Annotated in this window: 17 protein-coding genes, 2 other RNA genes and 1 pseudogene; 18 read left to right on the top strand and 2 right to left on the bottom strand. The window is 46.7% G+C overall.

Features of this window, described 5'->3' with window-relative positions:
* The 15 genes and pseudogenes from gpmI to MKX63_RS03395 all read left to right on the top strand — a co-directional run bounded on the left by gpmI (position 1) and on the right by MKX63_RS03395 (position 14121).
* Positions 1–1545 carry a 2,3-bisphosphoglycerate-independent phosphoglycerate mutase gene (gene gpmI / locus MKX63_RS03460; protein WP_341015301.1) on the top strand — a complete coding sequence of 515 codons (1545 nt, stop codon included), beginning with the start codon at positions 1–3 and terminating at the stop codon, positions 1543–1545.
* 56 nt (positions 1546–1601) lie between these two features.
* Positions 1602–2888 carry a phosphopyruvate hydratase gene (gene eno, locus MKX63_RS03455; protein WP_315412961.1) on the top strand — a complete coding sequence of 429 codons (1287 nt, stop codon included), beginning with the start codon at positions 1602–1604 and terminating at the stop codon, positions 2886–2888.
* A 229-nt stretch (positions 2889–3117) separates the two neighbouring features.
* Positions 3118–3351, top strand: a complete 234-nt coding sequence (gene secG / locus MKX63_RS03450) for a preprotein translocase subunit SecG (protein ID WP_042132758.1) — start codon at positions 3118–3120, stop codon at positions 3349–3351.
* A gap of 230 nt (positions 3352–3581) precedes the next feature.
* Entirely contained in the window at positions 3582–6482 is a 2901-nt protein-coding gene (gene rnr / locus MKX63_RS03445) for a ribonuclease R (RefSeq protein WP_341018507.1), read from the top strand.
* Between the two features lie 212 nt (positions 6483–6694).
* Entirely contained in the window at positions 6695–6916 is a 222-nt protein-coding gene (locus tag MKX63_RS03440; RefSeq protein ID WP_340750312.1) for a helix-turn-helix transcriptional regulator, read from the top strand.
* A gap of 343 nt (positions 6917–7259) precedes the next feature.
* Positions 7260–7985 (top strand): S8 family serine peptidase, encoded by a 726-nt coding sequence (locus MKX63_RS03435; RefSeq protein WP_341015300.1) that lies wholly within the window; start codon positions 7260–7262, stop codon positions 7983–7985.
* Between the two features lie 29 nt (positions 7986–8014).
* Positions 8015–8209: a DUF4177 domain-containing protein gene (locus MKX63_RS03430; protein ID WP_341015299.1), complete on the top strand. Its 195-nt coding sequence runs from the start codon at positions 8015–8017 to the stop codon at positions 8207–8209.
* Positions 8210–8406: 197 nt separating this feature from the next.
* Positions 8407–8886: an SsrA-binding protein SmpB gene (gene smpB / locus MKX63_RS03425; protein WP_341015298.1), complete on the top strand. Its 480-nt coding sequence runs from the start codon at positions 8407–8409 to the stop codon at positions 8884–8886.
* 192 nt (positions 8887–9078) lie between these two features.
* Positions 9079–9443: a transfer-messenger RNA gene (gene ssrA, locus MKX63_RS03420) on the top strand.
* A 423-nt stretch (positions 9444–9866) separates the two neighbouring features.
* Positions 9867–10640 (top strand): annotated as a pseudogene (locus MKX63_RS03415) (Rpn family recombination-promoting nuclease/putative transposase); the annotation flags it as partial.
* Positions 10637–10935, top strand: a transfer-messenger RNA (tmRNA) gene (gene ssrA, locus MKX63_RS32530). The pseudogene MKX63_RS03415 and the gene ssrA (MKX63_RS32530), both read left to right, overlap by 4 nt.
* Before the next feature lie 197 nt (positions 10936–11132).
* Positions 11133–11825 carry a YhfC family intramembrane metalloprotease gene (locus MKX63_RS03410; protein WP_341018506.1) on the top strand — a complete coding sequence of 231 codons (693 nt, stop codon included), beginning with the start codon at positions 11133–11135 and terminating at the stop codon, positions 11823–11825.
* Positions 11826–12001: 176 nt separating this feature from the next.
* Positions 12002–12787, top strand: coding sequence for a nucleotidyltransferase domain-containing protein (locus tag MKX63_RS03405; protein ID WP_341015296.1), 786 nt, complete (start codon positions 12002–12004; stop codon positions 12785–12787).
* A gap of 708 nt (positions 12788–13495) precedes the next feature.
* On the top strand, positions 13496–13753 hold the full coding sequence (locus MKX63_RS03400; RefSeq protein ID WP_019914311.1) for a hypothetical protein: 258 nt from the start codon (positions 13496–13498) through the stop codon (positions 13751–13753).
* Entirely contained in the window at positions 13750–14121 is a 372-nt protein-coding gene (locus MKX63_RS03395) for a retropepsin-like aspartic protease (protein ID WP_341015294.1), read from the top strand. The genes MKX63_RS03400 and MKX63_RS03395 overlap by 4 nt, the downstream gene beginning before the upstream one ends.
* An 8-nt stretch (positions 14122–14129) precedes the next feature.
* Here MKX63_RS03395 and MKX63_RS03390 read toward each other — a convergent pair whose 3' ends face one another.
* Both MKX63_RS03390 and MKX63_RS03385 read right to left on the bottom strand, forming a co-directional pair.
* Positions 14130–15971 (bottom strand): alpha/beta fold hydrolase, encoded by a 1842-nt coding sequence (locus tag MKX63_RS03390; protein WP_341015293.1) that lies wholly within the window; start codon positions 15969–15971, stop codon positions 14130–14132.
* Positions 15972–16030: 59 nt separating this feature from the next.
* Positions 16031–16597 (bottom strand): TetR/AcrR family transcriptional regulator, encoded by a 567-nt coding sequence (locus MKX63_RS03385; RefSeq protein WP_341018505.1) that lies wholly within the window; start codon positions 16595–16597, stop codon positions 16031–16033.
* Between the two features lie 129 nt (positions 16598–16726).
* On the opposite strand from MKX63_RS03385, the gene MKX63_RS03380 reads away from it, so the two are divergent.
* The 3 genes from MKX63_RS03380 to MKX63_RS03370 all read left to right on the top strand — a co-directional run bounded on the left by MKX63_RS03380 (position 16727) and on the right by MKX63_RS03370 (position 19477).
* Positions 16727–17980, top strand: coding sequence for a mechanosensitive ion channel family protein (locus MKX63_RS03380; RefSeq protein ID WP_341015292.1), 1254 nt, complete (start codon positions 16727–16729; stop codon positions 17978–17980).
* 239 nt (positions 17981–18219) lie between these two features.
* Positions 18220–18981 carry a DNA-binding protein gene (locus tag MKX63_RS03375; protein WP_341015291.1) on the top strand — a complete coding sequence of 254 codons (762 nt, stop codon included), beginning with the start codon at positions 18220–18222 and terminating at the stop codon, positions 18979–18981.
* A complete protein-coding gene (locus MKX63_RS03370; RefSeq protein ID WP_341015290.1) occupies positions 18968–19477 on the top strand; it encodes a hypothetical protein in 510 nt (169 codons plus the stop codon). Before MKX63_RS03375 ends, MKX63_RS03370 begins: the two co-directional genes overlap by 14 nt.
* The last annotated feature ends 38 nt before the right edge of the window (positions 19478–19515 follow it).

Genomic DNA, 19515 nt, shown 5'->3' with positions numbered 1-19515 from the left:
ATGTCAGCTCCAAGACCTGTAGCACTGATTATCATGGACGGCTTCGGACTGCGGAACACGGATGAAGGCAATGCGGTTGCCCAAGCCAACAAGCCGAACTACGACCGTTACCTGAAGCAATATCCGAATACCACGCTTACCGCTTGCGGCGAAGCTGTAGGTCTGCCGGAAGGCCAAATGGGTAACTCTGAAGTAGGTCACCTTAACATCGGTGCCGGCCGTATTGTATACCAGGACCTCACCCGTATCGATAAGTCGATCCGCGACGGTGAATTCTTTGAGAACGAAACGCTGGTGGCTGCCGTAAGAAGCGCCAAATCAAATGGCAAAAAGCTTCACCTCTATGCCCTGGTATCCGATGGCGGCGTACACAGCCACATCAATCACCTGTTCGCCATGCTCGATCTGGCCAAAAAAGAAGATCTGCATGAAGTTTATATTCATGCCTTCATGGATGGCCGTGACGTACCACCCGACAGTGGACAGAAGTTCATTCAGGATCTGGTCGCCAAGATTGAAGAGGTTGGCGTAGGAACGATTGCTACGGTATCCGGACGTTACTTCGCGATGGACCGTGACAAACGCTGGGATCGTGTAGAGAAGGCTTACCGTGCAATGGTATATGGCGAAGGCCCTAAATATACCGATGCCCTTCAAGCCATCACTGCATCCTACCAGAATTCTGTGTTCGATGAATTCGTGGAACCAAGTGTAATTGTGGACAGCCAGAACAACCCGGTAGCGACAGTGGAGAGCGGCGATTCCGTCATTTTCCTTAACTTCCGTCCTGACCGCGCGATTCAGCTGTCGCAAGTGTTCACGAACTCGGATTTCCGCGGCTTTGACCGTGGACCTAAGTTCCCGCAAGGCCTGCACTTCGTATGCCTGACTACCTTCAGTGAGACGGTTCAAGGCTTCGTGGCTTACTCCCCGAAGAACCTCGACAACACGCTCGGTGAAGTGCTGGTTCAGCAGAACAAGAAGCAGCTGCGTATTGCGGAGACGGAGAAGTATCCGCATGTGACCTTCTTCTTCAGCGGCGGACGCGATGAGGAGCTTCCGGGCGAGACCCGTATCCTGATCAACTCGCCGAAAGTGGCAACCTATGATATGAAGCCTGAGATGAGCGCTTACGAAGTGGCGGCGGCCTGCGTAGCGGAGATTGAAGCGGATAGACAGGATGCCATTATCCTGAACTTTGCCAACCCTGATATGGTAGGACACTCCGGCATGCTGGAGCCTACAATCAAGGCGGTTGAAGTAACGGACGAATGCGTAGGTATGGTTGTGGATGCTGTAGTTGCCAAGGGCGGCGTTGCTATTATCATTGCCGACCACGGAAATGCTGATATGGTATTCGATGAGAACGGACGCCCGTTCACAGCCCATACCACTAACCCGGTTCCGTTCATCGTTACCACTGAAGATGTAGTACTGCGTGAAGCTGGTATTCTCGCAGATGTGGCACCGACGATCCTCGATCTGATGGGACTTCCGCAGCCTGCGGAAATGACCGGACAATCCATGATTGCCAGCCGCAAATAAGCAAGACATCTGTTTGTGTAAACCCAAAACCATTGTATAAAAGGAGATTAACTTACATGACTATTATTTCTGATGTGTATGCACGCGAAGTCCTTGACTCCCGTGGTAACCCTACTGTAGAGGTTGACGTATATCTGGAGTCCGGCGCAAAAGGCCGCGCTATCGTTCCTTCCGGCGCTTCCACTGGCGCTCATGAAGCTGTAGAGCTTCGTGACGGCGACAAATCCCGTTACATGGGTAAAGGCGTTCTGAAAGCTGTTGAGAACGTAAACGAAATTATCGCTCCGGAAGTAATCGGTATGGACGCTCTTGACCAAGTGGGCATTGACAAGCTGATGATCACTTTGGACGGAACTCACAACAAAGGCAAGCTGGGCGCTAACGCTATCCTGGCAGTATCCATGGCTGTAGCACGCGCTGCTGCAACTGCTCTGGACATTCCTTTGTATGTATACCTGGGCGGATTCAACTCCAAGACTCTTCCAGTACCGATGATGAACATCATCAACGGTGGTGAGCATGCCGATAACAACATCGACGTTCAAGAGTTCATGGTTCTTCCAGTAGGCGCTCCAAGCTTCAAGGAAGCACTGCGTACTGGTGCAGAAATCTTCCACAACCTGAAATCCGTACTGCAATCCAAAGGCCTGAACACAGCTGTTGGCGACGAAGGCGGCTTCGCACCGAACCTAGGCTCCAATGAAGAAGCGATCACTACAATCATCGAAGCGATCGAAAAAGCCGGCTACAAACCAGGCGTTGACGTATTCCTTGGTATGGACGTTGCTTCCACTGAGTTCTACAAAGATGGTAAATACACACTTGCAGGCGAAGGTAAATCTTACACTTCCGCTGAGTATGTTGACCTGCTGGCTTCATGGGTTGAGAAGTACCCAATCATCACGATCGAAGACGGTATGTCTGAAGATGACTGGGATGGCTGGAAATTGCTGACTGAAAAATTGGGCGACAAAGTCCAATTGGTGGGTGATGACCTGTTCGTTACAAACACTGAGCGTCTGGCAACAGGTATCGAAAAAGGCATCGGTAACTCCATCCTGGTTAAGGTTAACCAGATTGGTACACTGACTGAAACCTTCGATGCGATTGAAATGGCGAAACGTGCCGGCTACACAGCTGTAATCTCCCACCGTTCCGGTGAGTCCGAAGACAGCACTATCGCTGACATCGCTGTAGCAACCAACGCTGGTCAGATCAAGACTGGTGCTCCTTCCCGTACTGACCGTGTGGCTAAATACAACCAACTGCTTCGCATCGAAGACGAGCTGGGCGAATTGGCTCAATACAATGGTCTGAAATCCTTCTACAACCTCAAAAGATAATTTCTTTTGAATCTATAGGTACAATGAGCCTGCCGGTTTCCGGCAGGTTTTTTGCTGCAGCCTGCTCGGTATAGAGGGAAAGGTAAGATTTTCATAGAGAGATAGGCGGGAATGCAGTCTGGAAGGTTGTATTCATTCCGGGGCTATGATAAAATAAAAATGCTGTTTATGAAACGGAAATTCTAATTTAGCATAGATAGTGATGCTTGGACGTAGGAGGTGGAAGTGAATGGATATCTTTTTGAAAGTGGTGCTTCTGATTTTTGCCGTAGGTCTGATTGCGGTCGTTCTTCTGCAAAAAGGGAAAAGTGCAGGTCTTTCCGGTGCCATCTCCGGCGGTGCTGAGCATCTCTTCGGTAAAACAAAGGCACGCGGTATGGAGCTTGTGCTGCAGCGTGTAACAGTTGGTCTGGCGGCTGGATTCTTCATCATGTCAATTGTTGTAGCCATTGTTATTGACTAGTTGGTTAACAGTAAGCCTTCGCTCTGTTCTGAATGGAATAGACGGGGGCTTTTTTGTATGCAGATTTAATATTGTGAACATCATAACAGGGATGCCCGGGATTGATTTCGTGTATACTAGGGTATGAAGTATATAAAGGTAAATTTTACTTGAAATGATTACTGTGCAGTAGGACAAGGCATACAGTATGCCAATGCATAGGAATGCAGCAGGAGGCTGAGGTGACGAACATGATAACACAGGAAATCTTACTTGATTTCATGCGGGAGACCGCTTATAAACCACTAACTTATGAAGAACTGGTGAGCCATTTCGCCGTGGAGGATAGTGCCGATTTCAAAGCCTTTGAGGCTCTGTTGATTGAACTGGAAAAGGACGGACGGATCATACTGACCCGGGGCAGCCGCTATGGTGTGCCTGAGCGGATGGATTTGCTGCGCGGACGGCTGCAGGTTCATGCGAAGGGCTTTGCTTTTCTGATTCCCGATAACCGGGAGCACCCGGATGTGTATATCCACGCGAACGATCTGAAGGGTGCAATGAACGGCGATACCGTCTTGATCCGTATTACCTCGAAGAGCCCGTCCGGCGGGCGTATGGAAGGCGAAGTGGAACGGATTCTGATCAGAGGCGTGTCGCAGACGGTAGGTGTCTTCCAGAGCCTGGAGACGTATGGCTTCGTGCTGCCTGACGATAAGCGGATTAACCGGGATATTTTCATCCCCAGGGAGTCTTTCAAGGGTGCGGTTGACGGGGAAAAGGTGGTTGTCCGCATCGTGAACTATCCGGAGGGCCGTGCTGCGGCTGAGGGTGAGATCATTGAGATCCTTGGCCATAAGGATGATCCGGGCGTGGATATTCTGTCGGTCATCCGTAAGCATCAGCTTCCGGAGGCTTTTCCGGCTGAGGTAATGACTGAAGCGGAGCAGGCGCCGGATTCGATCACAGATGAAGAGATTATCGAGCAGGGGCGGCGTGATCTGCGCGGGCTCAATATCGTAACGATTGACGGCGCTGATGCCAAGGATCTGGATGATGCGGTCAACGTACAGCGTCTGGAGAATGGTCATTATAAGCTGGGCGTTCATATTGCTGACGTAGGCTATTATGTGCGTGAAGGCTCTGAGCTGGACAAGGAAGCCTATGACCGCGGGTGCAGTGTGTACCTGGTGGACCGTGTCATTCCGATGCTTCCGCACCGGTTGTCGAACGGTATCTGCAGCTTGAATCCGCAGGTTGACCGTCTGACGATGTCCTGTGAAATGGAATTCGATGAGCAGATGAAGGTCGTGAAGCACGACGTCTTCACCAGTGTCATCCGCACGAAGGAGAGAATGACTTACTCTGACGTACGGAAGATTGTCGAGGATGAAGATCCTGAGCTGCTGGAGCGTTATGCTCCGCTGATCGGGGATTTCCGGCTGATGAAAGAGCTGGCGATGAAGCTGCGCGCTGCCCGGATGCGGCGCGGGGCGGTGGATTTCGATTTTGAAGAGAGCAAGATTATTGTAGATGAGGCCGGTAAGGCTATTGATATTGTAAAACGTGAGCGTTCTGTGGCGGAGCAGATTATTGAAGAGTTCATGCTGGTCGCTAATGAGACGGTGGCCGAACATTTCCACTGGCTGAAGGTTCCGTTCCTGTACCGGATTCATGAGGACCCGGACCCGGAGAAGCTGCAGAACTTTATGGCTTTTGCGGCTAACTTCGGTTACCACGTGAAGGGCCGGGGGAATTCGGTTCACCCGCGTGCGCTCCAGGATCTGTTGGAGCAGATTCAGGGAACGAAGGAGCAGACGGTTATCAGCACGATGATGCTGCGCTCCATGAAGCAGGCGAAGTACGATGCCGAGAGCACCGGGCACTTCGGGCTGGCAGCGGAGTTCTATTCCCACTTCACCTCACCGATCCGCCGTTATCCCGATCTGGTCATTCACCGCGTTATGCGTGAGGTTCTTGAGAATGGCGGAGCGCTAAGCGAGAAGCGTCACGAATACCTGGCCTCCCGGATGCCGGATATTGCGCAGCAGTCTTCGGAGCGCGAGCGTGTGGCTGTGGAAGCCGAGCGCGATACCGAGCAGCTGAAGAAAGCGGAGTTCATGCAGGACAAGGTTGGCGAGGAATTCGAAGCCATGATCAGCAGCGTGACCAGCTTCGGAATGTTCATTGAGCTCGACAATACGGTCGAAGGTCTCATTCGCCTCAGTGCGCTTACGGATGATTACTACCACTTCGATGAAGCTCATATGGCGCTGATCGGCGAACGTACCTCCAAGGTGTTCCGCATCGGCGATGAAGTGAAGATCCGTGTCGCTAAGGTCAACATGGATGACCACACCATTGACTTCGAGCTGGTTGATATGAAGCCGCGTGCGGCAGGAGATCACCGGAGCTACGGTGGCCGTGGGGGCAAGGGCGGCCGTCCGGGCGCCGGAGGCTTCAGCAAGCCGTTCGCCGGTAAGGCCGGAGGCGGCAAAGGCCGTGGCGGTAAAGGCAAGCCCGGCAGTGTGGCCGCCGGAGGCAAGAACGGTGCCGGTAAGAAGAAGGGCGGCGCGGGTTCGGGCGGCAGCTTCGGCGCGGCCGGAAGCCTTGGCGCCGCTCCTGCAGGCGCCGGAAACGGGCCGCGCGCAGACGGAGCGGCGGCGTGGGACACCGCCGGCGCAGCAGGCAGCGGCCGCAAGCGCGGCCGTGGGCCGGAAGCGGCAGCGCGGCGCGGTCTGGCCGCCGCCGCAGGCGCAGCGGGCGGCGCGAAGGCGGACCGCCGGGGCGAAGCCGGCGGGTCTGGCGCTCCGCGCGAGGGCGGCAGAGGCCGCGGCGCGGAGGGTGGTGGCGGTGCCGGGGGCCGCGGCATCGCATTCGGCTTTGGCTCGGGCAAGGGCGGCTACGGCGCGCCGAGCGGTGGCGGGTCTGAGCAGGCGGGCGGTGAGCTGCGCGGCGTAGACGCGGGCACACGGTTCCGCAGCCGCGAGGACCTGGGGCCTGACGGGCGCGGCGCAGCGCCCGAGGGCAAGAGCCGCCGCAAGAAGAAGAAAGGCGGCGTGTTCATTGGGCCTTCCGTGACACCAGGCACTGATAAGGCCGCGGATACGCAGAAAGTTAAGCGCAAGAAAAGAAAAAAGAACGTGGACTAGAAGAGCTAGAGGTATTCTTCCTCGCTTCGCGGAGCGTCCTCACTAAGCACAAACGTCCATCCAACTCCAAAAAAGGGGTGTCCCAGCCATTTTATGGCTTATGGGACACCCCTTTTTTTAAAATAGTCAATAATTAATTGTAAAGGGAGCTTTACATTTGAAAAAAATGGTACTATGATAAAAATGTAAACTAATTCAAGAGGATGGTAAATATGGGGGTAGATGATCAGAATTTAAAACATCATATTATTGAGTTGCGTGCAGAAAGGGGTTGGACACAGCAGCAGTTGGCAGATGCCCTTCGGGTTAGCCGTCAGACGGTCATCTCGATTGAAAGGAACAAATATATGCCATCCCTCAAGCTGGCTTTCCGCATTGCTGATGTCTTTCAGAAAAGCATCTACGAAGTGTTTGATTATGTGGGGGGAGATTAATGTGGACGTTTTTTCTCGTGTGAATTCTATTTTTGCAGTACTGGGTTTTTTGTCCTTTATAGGGATACTGCTTCTCTGTTTGTCTAATATCCGGGACGAACGGGGAATCTATATTATCAACAAGTTTTTCAGGAGTATGTTTGTAGTCTTGAGCACCAGCTTTTCACTAATTATCCTGATTAGCTCATGGATCGATCCGGGCTACGAGCTGTATCGAAATATGGTGACAATCTTATTTTCATTATCTTTTATAATAATAGGTCTTTTTATCTGGGTAGGCTTGTGGAGACGGAACTGAGCAGTGTTGGCCAGCAGGTACTAGGGGGGGACAAAATTGGACTAAATGAGCCTAACGGGGCTGGATGGAGGGCTTTGGGTATGCGGAAATACAGACGGAGGAAACATCTTTGATCTGCTGAGTGCTATTGTAAGAGCTACTAATGACGATAATCAAGTTATTAATATCAGTGCCGGCAGTTACATTCAAATGGATGATGCGGGACAAATTCTATTAGATGCTTATCAGCGTGCGGCAGATTATGCAAACAAAAATCAAGTTATGATTGTGGCTTCTGCTGGAAATCGTGGTCTCGACGGTTCTGATAGTGCATACAATGAAATTCATGTTCCCAGTATGCTTGAACATGTTATTAGTGTGGGTGCGGTAACGAAGAGTAATCGCTTGGCTCCCTATTCCAATTTCGGTTCTTACATTGATTTTGTGGCATACGGCGGTTATTTAGGCGACGACTTTGATACAACGGGAGAGGTGGAGGTAACAGATTTAATGCTTACCAGTTTTCCTAGGCTGCTTCCGAATTCGCCGCTCGATAGTATATTAAATATACCACAAGGCTTTTCACTGTCCTACGGAACAAGTCTGGCTGCTCCTCAGGTATCGGCAGCAGCTGGGCTGCTCATTTCGAATTATTATGATAAGCATCATCAATATCCCCCAAAAAATAAAATCATTAAATTTATGGAACAAAAAGCTGTTGACCTCGGTGACCCGGGCCGGGACAATCAATTCGGTTATGGAGAAGTGCTTGTGCAGCAAATGATCCAATAGAGAAGCTGAACTTACAGGGAGGTTAAATAATGTCCAAATATGAATACAATTATGTATCAATTGCGGTGGGAACGATAAGCGGAAAATTAAAGGAGGATTACAAGCAGGTAATCGATCGATACGCTGCCGATGGTTGGAAGCTGCACAGCCTTGTGCCCATGCCATTTCTGGCCGGTGGACAGGCTTCTGTGCTGGATCTTATTTTTGAACGTATAAAAGAATAATCTCTTCAATCCTCAAGCAACCTGTTAGTAAGCTGCGGAGTCATCATAAAGCACCAGCTATGGCCCGCAGCTTGCTTGCGTGAACAATACCGGCTTTGTTACAATATAAGTTGAGTCCTGATGTACTGCTGTTTTCTGATTGAACTAACAGGAGTTAGATCCAAAGATCTTTTGATACGATGTAAGGAGTGACGCTCATGGGTAAAAAAGCAGACGGAAAAGTGCTTGCCCAGAACAAAAAAGCTTCCCATGACTATTTTATTGAGGACACCTACGAAGCGGGGATGGTACTGACCGGTACCGAGATTAAGTCGCTGCGCAATGGACGGGCGAACATCGGCGATGCTTTTGCCACCATCCGTAACGGTGAGATTCAAGTACACAACATGCATATCAGCCCGTTTGAACAGGGGAACCGCAGTAATCCATTGGACCCGACCCGCACACGCAAGCTGCTGATGCATAAGGCGCAGATTCACAAGCTGCTCGGGCAGTCCAAGCAGGAAGGCTATTCAATTGTGCCGCTGAAGGTCTATGTACGCAATGGTTATGCGAAGCTGCTGATCGGCCTCGGTAAGGGGAAGAAGCAATACGACAAACGCGACTCCGCTGCCAAAAAAGACGCTCAACGTGACATCCAGCGTGCCCTGCGCGAGAAGCAGAAGGTCGCGAGATAACCGGCCCGGCCAGCCGTTCCAGATTCAACCTTCATTTCCGTTAACCCACGTATTAAAGTGATGATAAATGTGCTATACTGGGTAAGTAGATTTTGAAGCTTCTGAACAGCCATCTTATGTCAGATCGCTGTGTACCGGATCAGCATTTGTGCTTGTCATTGATCCGTTAATCCGAAGCGCCCTTTCTAATGAGGGGCCGTTCTTGGATTCGACGGGGATAGTTCGAGCATGAGTAGCGAGTAGTGGGGACGCGTCCGCTTCATCAACGCTAAAGCCTATTAAACGGCAAACAACAAAACAACTACGCTTTCGCAGCTTAATAACCTGTGTGCGTGCTTCTACCCTGCATCGCCCATGTGACAGGGATAGGGGCTAACAAGTAGTGGGATACGCTGTCTGGTCTCCGCCTGGGGTCAGCAGAAGAAGATAATCAGGCTGACCCGAAGGGGACCCGGTTACGGGGGGCTTCTAGGGTGACATCAAAACTGTAACTACACTCGTAGAAGCTTATGTGCCGTTATCTTCGGACAGGGGTTCGACTCCCCTCGGCTCCATATGGAGTATCAGTGAAGACACCTTTAGGGGTGTCTTTTTTCATTTCAGTAGTTGTTTTGGTCTATACGTGGTGGTTGGAAAGCTTGTCACTACGCGGCTTCTGAAGCTTGCTGTTAATGGATACAGTGAGTTTCACTGAGGCTATACGAAGACAGGAGATTTTGGCCGCCACGCAACCAGTGTTAAATGCAATCCCCTTCGGCGTGTACTTTTGCCCTTCATGCCTCATTATCCGCACTTCGATTCTTTAATATTACTTTTCAAAGCTACCTCTCTAAAGCCTCAAAAGCGTCTATGTTATGCAATTACTCCTATTGCACATATTTATGCCTACAATGCTTCAAACGATAACTTGATTCATTCTGAACGGTCTTACGCCTCTTTGTAAGGTTCAGAACCTATGAAAAATGCTATACTAATAATGAATGGAGCTGATACCGATGGATTTGCTTGACCCACGTGTGGATTTCGTATTCAAACGAATATTTGGCAGTGAGAACAATAAAGATGTGCTGTTGGCGTTTCTTAACCGTATCTTCACCGAAGCTGGCGAGCCGCCGCTGACAGAGATTATCCTGATGAACCCCTATACGGATAAAGACGATCCGCTCGACAAACAGTCCATTTTTGATGTTTATGCCAAGACTTCTGAAGGTAAGCTGATTGATATAGAGATGCAGTTGTTTAATAAATACGATATTGAGAAGAGAACACTCTTTTATTGGAGTAAACGGTATGCCAGCCAACTCAGTGAAGGTGATAAATACCCAGAGTTGAAGAAATGCGTAACAATCAACATTCTAAACTATTCGTTCTTGAAGAACGAGCAATATCATAACGTATTTCATCTGCGGGAAGATCGGACAGGGATATCCCTGATTGACGATATTGAGGTTCATTTCTTGGAGTTGCCGAAGCTGGATGAACATAGTGTTCCGTCCGAAGGCGGATTGATCAATTGGCTGTTGTTCCTGAAAGGTGCCGATACATCACAATGGGAGGTGCTGAAGATGAATGAGCCGGGTTTGGAAAAGGCCATGAATACTCTGCAATATCTGAGTCAGGATTCGGACGCTAGACGATTGTATGAGGCCAGACAGAAGTATTTGCATGATGAGGCTTCTATGCTGGGTAGTGCGGAAATGGCAGGTATAAAAAAAGGGAAAATAGAAGTTGCCCAAAATTTGTTGGCTATGGGAATGGACCATGCGGCTGTCGCTAAAGCAACTGGTCTAAGTGAAGATGAAATTCGGTCTATAAGATTTTAACATCCCTATTCTTTCAGCCGCCCATGTGACAGGGATAGGGGCTAACAAGCAGTGGGATACGCTGTCTGGTCTCCGCCTGGGGGCAGCAGAAGAAGATAATCAGGCTGACCCGAAGGAGACCCGGTTACGGGGGGCTTCTAGGCTGACATCAAAACTGTAACTACACTCGTAGAAGCTTATGTGCCGTTATCTTCGGACAGGGGTTCGACTCCCCTCGGCTCCATATGAAGTAAAGCAGAAGACACCTTGAAGGGTGTCTTTTTTCATTTTTGCGGTTATTTTAGACTATAAGACAGCCCCCTGGCCCTATAATAAAAACAGCGGCAGCCATAGACATAAAAATAATGTTATGGACTAGGGTGTTTTGTTATTTCGTTTGTTGTAGCACTATTTTTCATTATGCGAAAACGTTAGCGTTTTTCAATTCGGGCGGTATGGGTTGGTGCTCTTGTTTTCTTTGTGTTTTCACAGGTGCTGGAAAAAACCTTACATATCATAGTCTTACAAGGCAAAACGGAGCCGCATGGTTTACTCGCCTATCCGTTACTTTTTGCAGTATATGGGGCACTGGCAGCTGGGATTTTTGAAGAGGCCGGCCGATATTTCGGGTTCCGCTTACTGCTTAAACATAATCGGAAACGAAGAGATGGCATTGCATACGGACTGGCCCATGGGGGATTTGAAGCCATATTTATTGCCGGAATTTCCTCGATTCAGACGCTCGTATATGCCGTAATGATTAATACGGACAAGCTCGAGCAGTCACTGGGCGGGAAAACGTCACCCGATGTATTGGCAGATATTAAGAGCAAGCTGCTGAACGCTTCATTTTATGATTTTCTTCTGGGAGGATTAGAACGGATACCCGCACTTTTTATTCAAATTGCTTTATCGCTTATTGTCCTGTACGCAGTGCGTACAAAGAAGAAGATGGTTCTGGTGTATGCCATTTTATTTCATGCTCTTATTGATTTCACTCCGGCTCTCTATCAGGCATACCCAGGGAAAATCAGCTTGTGGTTCGTGGAGATTCACCTGTTACTAATCGGAATTAGTGCCTTCTGGCTGATTAGACGCTCACGCAAATGGCAAATTTGGTCGGTTGATAATCACTAGATTTTTGGAGCTTGGTTGATTTTTAGATGGAACTAAACTAACGGGCAGTTATCTATAATACGATGGATTCATTCGGGGGATTGCGGGAATTTCAAAAGTAGAATATTATTAACTTATAATTAACGTATTTACTTATTAATTAATAATTATATTAATTCCATTGGAGTGGATGTATTGTGTATCCCCATCATCAAGCTGCCATTGATGCCATCACCAACAAGCTTAAAGCCAGACCCGACGTACAAGGAATCATCATCGGAGGTTCCGTGGCGCATGGCTTTGCGGGCGAAAACTCGGATATCGACATTATGATCGTCCTTTCTGAAGAGGATTACAAGAAAGCTTGTTCCATCCATAAACTTGGGTATTTCGAAACGGAATCCTGTTCTTATGAAGGCGGTTATGTGGACGGGAAAGTTGTATCCGCTTCCTACATCAAGCAATTGGCCGAATCCGGCAGCGAGCCTGCTAAGTTCGCATTCCAGGATGCGTTCGTCACCTATTCCAATATCGAGGGGCTCAAACAGTTGGTCCAAGATGCTCCCCGATATCCGGTGGAGAAAAAGACTGAGAACATGCAGAAGTTCTATGCACAATTCGAAACCTGGAAGTGGTATTATTACGAAGGACTGAAACGCAACAATCGTTTATTAATCGACTACTGTTTGACCCACTATGCCTTTTTCGCAGGAAGGCTGATTTTGCTGCACAACGAAACGCTGTTCCCTTCTTATAAGTGGTTCTTAAAGGTTCTGGAGGGGGCCCAAAAGAAGCCGGAGAATTTGTTGGCGGACATCCATCGGGTACTGGAAGAACGAACGCCGGAAGCCGTAGAAAATCTGTACGAGAGTATTGTGGAATTTAATAACTGGTATCAGGCAGAGCATCATTGGACGGTTCAGTTCATGATGGATAGCCAGCTGAACTGGATGGACGGACCAGTTCCGGTTCTCGATTTATAAACTGTTCCGCTAACGGGAACGATAGTTGAATAGATAGCTTGATGGGTAGCAGGATGAGGCATTGTTTCGAGGAGGAAACGGCCAGGCTTGTTGAAGAGCATCACGCTCCGCCGAATTGGTAAAAAACAGAGTATTAGCTTGGAGGTATTGACCCCTGACCCCATAATTTAAAAACAGCAGCAGCCATAGACGAAAAATAAAGTCAAGGACTACCGCTCTTTTTGTTTTACCTATAAGGGTTTATTTCTTTAGCGGTAAAAAAGTGATTTAAATGCCAAGAAATATCCTCTTATTGATAAATAGGGGCTCAAAAATATGGTTTATGTGTTCAACGACATAACTCATCGTATGCGGAATTGGCACTGCTGTCATTTCAAAGGACTTAAATCACCGATGTGATTTTCATTGAAACAAATCGGCCTATTAGTTATGCCCTTGGGAGCGGTATCTCGGCCCTCGTTGTAAGGTTTAGAGCCATAAATTGAATTATATCAATGGTAAGGATCGACGTGAATTGTACGGATTCATGGAAGAAGCTATGAACGCAGGACAGGGTCTCGAAGAAGAGGAAGCTTTTGTAGTCGGATTTTTGGAGGGATACCGCTTTATAAAAGAGCTCCAAAGATCGGGTGGAGGTCTGACTCTGGTTTAGAAGATACCACCTGATATGCTATAATAATAGTAATTATTTAACCGGAGGTGTTCAAGATGCGATGGGATGAAGTTCAGGAGCGGTTTCCTAATGAATGGGTCGTTCTTGAAGCGACCAAGGCGTATTCTAAGGAAGGCCAGCGTTTTATTGAAGAGATGTCCGTGATTAATTCTTATGAGGATTCTACCAAAGCATTGAAGCGTTACAGTGAGCTGCATCAGGAAGACCCTCACAGAGAGTATTGTTTTTTTCACACCTCCCGTCCTGAGGTTGTAGCGCGAGAACGATATATCGGAATCAGAGGGCCAAGATGAATATAACCGAAATTTACGGGCTTCCCTTTGTAAGCATGACAGTTGTGTTTAGGGGGAGAGAGTTAAGGCTTGAGAAGGTGCTGCTTGATACAGGTTCTGCCAGCACGCTTCTGAACGCGAATGTCGTACAGGAGATTGGCATGGTACCTGAAGGAAATGATATCGTTGATATGATACGGGGCGTAGGTGGCGTGGAGTATGTGTACACCAAATACCTGGACTCGATTATAGTCGATGAAGCAATACTTAAGGATTTTCAAGTTGAAATTGGGAACATGGATTATGGCATGGAGATTGACGGAATCCTCGGCTCCATATGGAGTATCAGTGAAAGACACCTTATCAGGTGTCTTTTTTCATCTCTGTAGATGTCTTATTATTTCCCCAAAACATAACAAGCTGTCTCCCTCGGATGGCTGAGAGGAAAATGATGGCCATAGGGAACAACATCAACCTTACCAAGCTGTGCTGGAACGGAATAGCGCCGATCTTGGTCTCCCCAAATAATATGAAGATTAGGCTTTGGTACATTGGTGAAATCCCCTTGATAGTTTTTCGACAGGAAATGGTTGAGCTGAAGTGTGGTATTTACAATTCTAGGCGAAGTGAAGCTGCTGCGTACTTTAGCAATATAATGCTTCGGAATGCTCTCCCTAGTTTCAAACAGACCGTTACCAATTAAATAACGTTCTAATGAATTAGCCGTTGCTGACTTTAATGCCCATTTGCTCATAAATGGAGGGATATTGAACGCTTTAGAATTTTTTTTGGCAACAGGTGGCTGAAGTAAAGTAATCGTATTCTTCGTATCCAGGTACTCTCGCCCTAATGCTTCCAGCAGAATAACCGCTCCGAAGGAATGGCCAATCCAATGTGCGCCATTAGAAGCTTTTTCTGATAACTGCTTCACTACATTCAAATAGAGATCCAGAAGATTCTTTTCCCGCTTAAAAGGGGAACGTCCTAAACCCGGGAGATCCGGAATCCATACCGGCTGACCCGTTTTGTCATGAAGCTCTAGTCCTAGAGGAAATAAATCTTCTCCATCACTGAGCAAACCGTGGAATAAAATAAATGGCTTGCCCTCACCTGGTATTTGATAAATCACAGTGTTCCCGGTTAAGGTTCGTTCAAATGCAGGATGCTGCTGGTCATTCGGGTACATCAAGCGATAATCCAAATCTGCGACTACGGCCGGGAAAAAATTCATAACACTCGTCTTAGTAAACCAATTGGCTCCCATGACTTTTTTCGGTAAATCATTTGCAAACTTTCTATTAGTAATAAAGTTCAGTCCATCCGACGGAATTTGTGTGATTTTACTAATCCCGCCATTCATAAGTGCCTTCATGAAGCGAAGGGGCACAGAGATTGTAGGTGCGGTCATATTCATACTTTCTGACATCACGCCTAATAATTCAGATATATCCGGGTCCTGCGGTTGGTCTGGAACAAGTGTATAGGTTTGAATAGACGATGGCTCCCGCGTAACAACCTGAACAATAAACTTCGCCAGCGCATCGTTTGCAATAAGTGGTAATTTATACCCCTTGCCTCCAGGGATAACCGGCATCAGCCCTCTGCGCATACTCTCCACAAGCAAGCCTAGGCCAGCTACCTGCTCCGTACTCCCTGTTGTACTGCTGCCGACTACGGTAGGCGGATTAATCACAGACAGCGGATAGCCTATTGCGGAGGCCTGTTGGCGAATGTACAGATCTGCTAGAAACTTTGTTCGTTCATAAGGATTTTTTATTTTCAAATAGTCGTGCCCGTCTTGGAACACATCAATCGCAACCTTGCTATTATCATCATCAAAGGGGCTCATATATCCAACGACATGAATAAATTGCTGCAAACCCTTCAATTGATGGATGCTTTTAGCGAATTCACTGATATGCTTGGCGCCGTTTAGAAATACATTGGTTGCTTCCTGCGTTGTCGCTTGAATATCCATTTGTCCGCCGGCGTGAATAATAACATCCGTGCGTAGTACCCTCTCCTTATCTTCATCGCTTAGACCTAAATCCGGTTTCGTCAAATCACCTTCAATAAAGTACAGGGCTGCCTCGTTGAAATACCCTTTATCCTGAAAGACACGTGTTGCTTTACTCTTCGACCTCACTAAAAGAAAAATCATAACCTCCTCTTTAAGCAGCTCCTCCACGAGTTGCCTCCCGATAAAGCCTGTTCCACCTGTTAAAAATATAGTTCTCATATCATCCGCGCTCCTTTTTAGTACTGATTGGTACTAACTATGTGTAAAAAAAATGCCTCTTATCGAAGCAAGTTGAAAAAGTGGCTGGCTGTTTGCGTGATCACTGTTGCGTCCTTCAATGTCTCTGCAAGAAACAGCGCTCCTTCCAGATTCGTTATAAAAAGTGCCGCTACCTCGTTGATATCAATCGTATCTCTAAACTCGCCTTTTTCTGCTCCTTGCTTAAGTAATAGAGAGATTTTCATTTGTAAGCCTGTAAAAAAGAGCCCTATTTTTTCTTTAATGTGCGTAGCTTGTGCCGGAGTTTGAATATAAAGCGTAATAAACGGACAGCTCCCCTTATACTCTCTGGACTGAACGCCCTGCGATAAATGCTTTAGAAACATCTGGACACGCTCTTCCACAGATAATTGGTTCTGGGAAAGGATTTCATCCATTGCACGCTCATACGTCTCAATCCAATAATCCACGACCCCTGCTAACAACTCTTCCTTATCTGCGAAGTGATAATACACATTCGATTTGGACACTTTGCTTACACGTACTAATTCATCCATGCTGGTATAAGCAAATCCCTTTTCTAAAAATAAGGCTGCCGCGACTTCAATCACACGTTTTTGATTCATTACTTTTACCTTTGTCATGATTAGAACTATACAGTACTAATTCGAGTGTTGCAAGTATTCTCATTTTTGCATAACCCCCATTTATCCTCTATAATTGTAGGCTACTATGCACCCAGTCAGGAGGAAATGATGAATTTTATTAAAGAGAACCTAGCAGGATATGGCGTTAGCGAACAGATGAGTGTGTATCTCTCGAACATCATTATGGTCTTATGTATTGCTGTACTCTCTGTAGTGGCTAATCTTGTAGCCAAAAAAATCGTCCTGAAGATCATCATTCGGATGATCAATAACAACCGGTATACATGGGATAATATCTTTTTGGAGAAAAAGGTGTTTCACAAGCTGTCGCATCTCGCACCGGCCTTCATTATCTATTACGCCGCACCTGTATTCCCGCTGTATCAGTCTCTCATTACTAAGCTCGCCTTAGCGTATATGATTATCGTAATGATCACGGTGCTCAATGCTCTGCTTGATGCCATCGATGCTATTTACCGTACGTATGAGGTGTCCAAGATTAGACCGATCAAGGGCTACATCCAGGTTGCAAAAATCATTATGTATATCATTGGTGCGATTGTGGTGATTTCGAACCTCATGGGCCAGAATCCGCTGATTCTGCTTAGTGGACTGGGCGCTCTGTCGGCTGTTCTTATGCTGGTCTTCAAGGATTCGATATTGGGCCTCGTGGCAGGGGTGCAATTATCCTCTAACGATATGGTCCGTGTCGGCGACTGGATTGAAATGCCTAAATATAATGCCGACGGCAATGTAATTGACATTACGCTGAATACGGTAAAGGTGATGAATTTCGATAAAACCATTACCATGATTCCTAGCTATGCTTTGATCTCAGATTCTTTTAAAAATTGGCGGGGCATGGAGGCTTCCGGCGGCAGAAGGATGAAACGGAGTGTCTGTATTGATACGAGCAGCATATGTTTCTGTACTAAAGAAATGATTGAGGAGTTCCGGAAGGTCCACTACCTTAGCGATTACATCGCTACAAGAATAGATGAAATTAACGCCTATAATATCGAGCATCAGATCAATATGGAGAGCAAAGTGAATGGGAGACAGCTCACGAATATCGGGGTATTTAGAGAATACGTCCAAGCATACCTGCGCAATCATCCCAAAATTCATAAGGATATGACGCTCATCGTCAGACAGTTGGAAGCAGGAGACAGCGGACTGCCCTTAGAAATTTATGCGTTCAGTAATGAGACGACCTGGGGTGTGTATGAGTCGGTGCAGTCAGATATTTTTGATCATATTTTTGCGATTATCCCTCTGTTTGGACTCCGCGTTTTCCAGAACCCGACGGGCCAGGATATTGTTAATTTAAAAGAGAGAAGGGAGTATTCGGCGGGGTATTGAGGATATTATTATATGAAATATCACAAAGAGACCCTTCGGGGTCTTTTTTCACGTTGATGTATTCAGAAATTTAATGGGTTGTATCTGTTTATATAGTATTACCTATACTCATAATGTTAATGACATAGTTTTGGATGAACTTATCATAAAAAGTTAGTGATAATCATAAATTAATAATTAGTGATATTGAAAAATTACAAAGTTAACGTTAGAATGGGGGAATAAAGGAGATGAATCTTATGAGTAAAGCTCTTTTCGATCTTACCCAACAACAAATTAACATAGGCTATAAAGAAAAGAATGAAGGGATTCTTGAAAAGGAGACTGAATTTCTCTTCAATAAGATATATAAAACGTTCATGGTTGCTTTTTCAGACAAGATTGCTGCGATTAAAATGGATATGCAGAGTTTAAATCTAACACCTAGCTATCTCTTTTCTGAGGAACATAAAAACAATTTGAATAAGTGGCTTAGCCGATTCTCACAAATGGAATTTCCTACATCGGATCTGGAGTTTGGGAAACTGAAAATAGATTTTGAGCATTGGTATATGCAGCTTGGCGGAGAAAAGATGGAATTTGTTTTTGTTGAACACTATCTTATGACACCATCTGAAGCGGCTGCTGCTTTAAATATTTCTACGGTCACTTTGCAAAAATATATTAAACAAGGCCTAGACTGTGTCGATACTGAAAAACATCGTAAAATTCCAAAGTATGCTATAGAACTTCTTAAAGATCCTATCTACGGCATACGTATGCAGATCCTTGCGCAGGAAAAGAAAAAGGGGAAGCAGACGAAAGAGGAGCGGGCTAAAGAAATTGCTTTGGAGCTGATGGATCTTCAACTAAAATATAAAGGTAAAACGTTTAAGGATGCATTTGCAGACTACAACGGTGATGAAATGGATGATCCAACGGATTACCATCGGTGGTTAGACCTCGAAGAGGAATTGGCTGAAATTATGAAGCTCAGCGGAGGTGCAAATGACGCAAAGTAAGATTGAGCAATTAGCTCTCAAAAAACTCTTACCCGCGAATCTTTTTAGTATTACAGCTCAATTCGGTCATTTGCTTGAGACTTATCCTAATGTTCCAGGGAATTCAGGTATATATGGTAATTACACGAGAAATACAAATAAGTTAGATGTGCTTTTTCCTTTAAAAGAACATCCTGTACACGGCATTACTGGTTTACATGTGCTGGAATCATACGATGATGCTGGTTATGTTCGAAGATACACATATAGCTGGAAAATTATCATTCCAAAGATGGGCGTGAGTCTGCATCATATATCGGCTTGGGGTAACGATCCTCATGATTCCCCAAATACACCTGATGAGTTCAAGGTAATTACAGAACCACATCACCATCACCACATTCCTGGTAATAGAAGGCACAGAAAAGAGAACTGGGATGTGCATACTTTGGAAGAGGCGTTTAATTTTATAGAGCCTTATATAGTTAATGGTACCGAATATAAAGGAAATATTTAGAGAGACCGTCTTATGGCGGTCTTTTGATCAATTGGGTA

Source organism: Paenibacillus sp. FSL R7-0179 (genome assembly GCF_038002265.1).
In the GTDB taxonomy this organism is placed as follows: domain Bacteria; phylum Bacillota; class Bacilli; order Paenibacillales; family Paenibacillaceae; genus Paenibacillus_AQ.
Note: the sequence above shows the minus strand (reverse complement) of the source record. Positions and strands in the feature narration are given on the sequence as shown.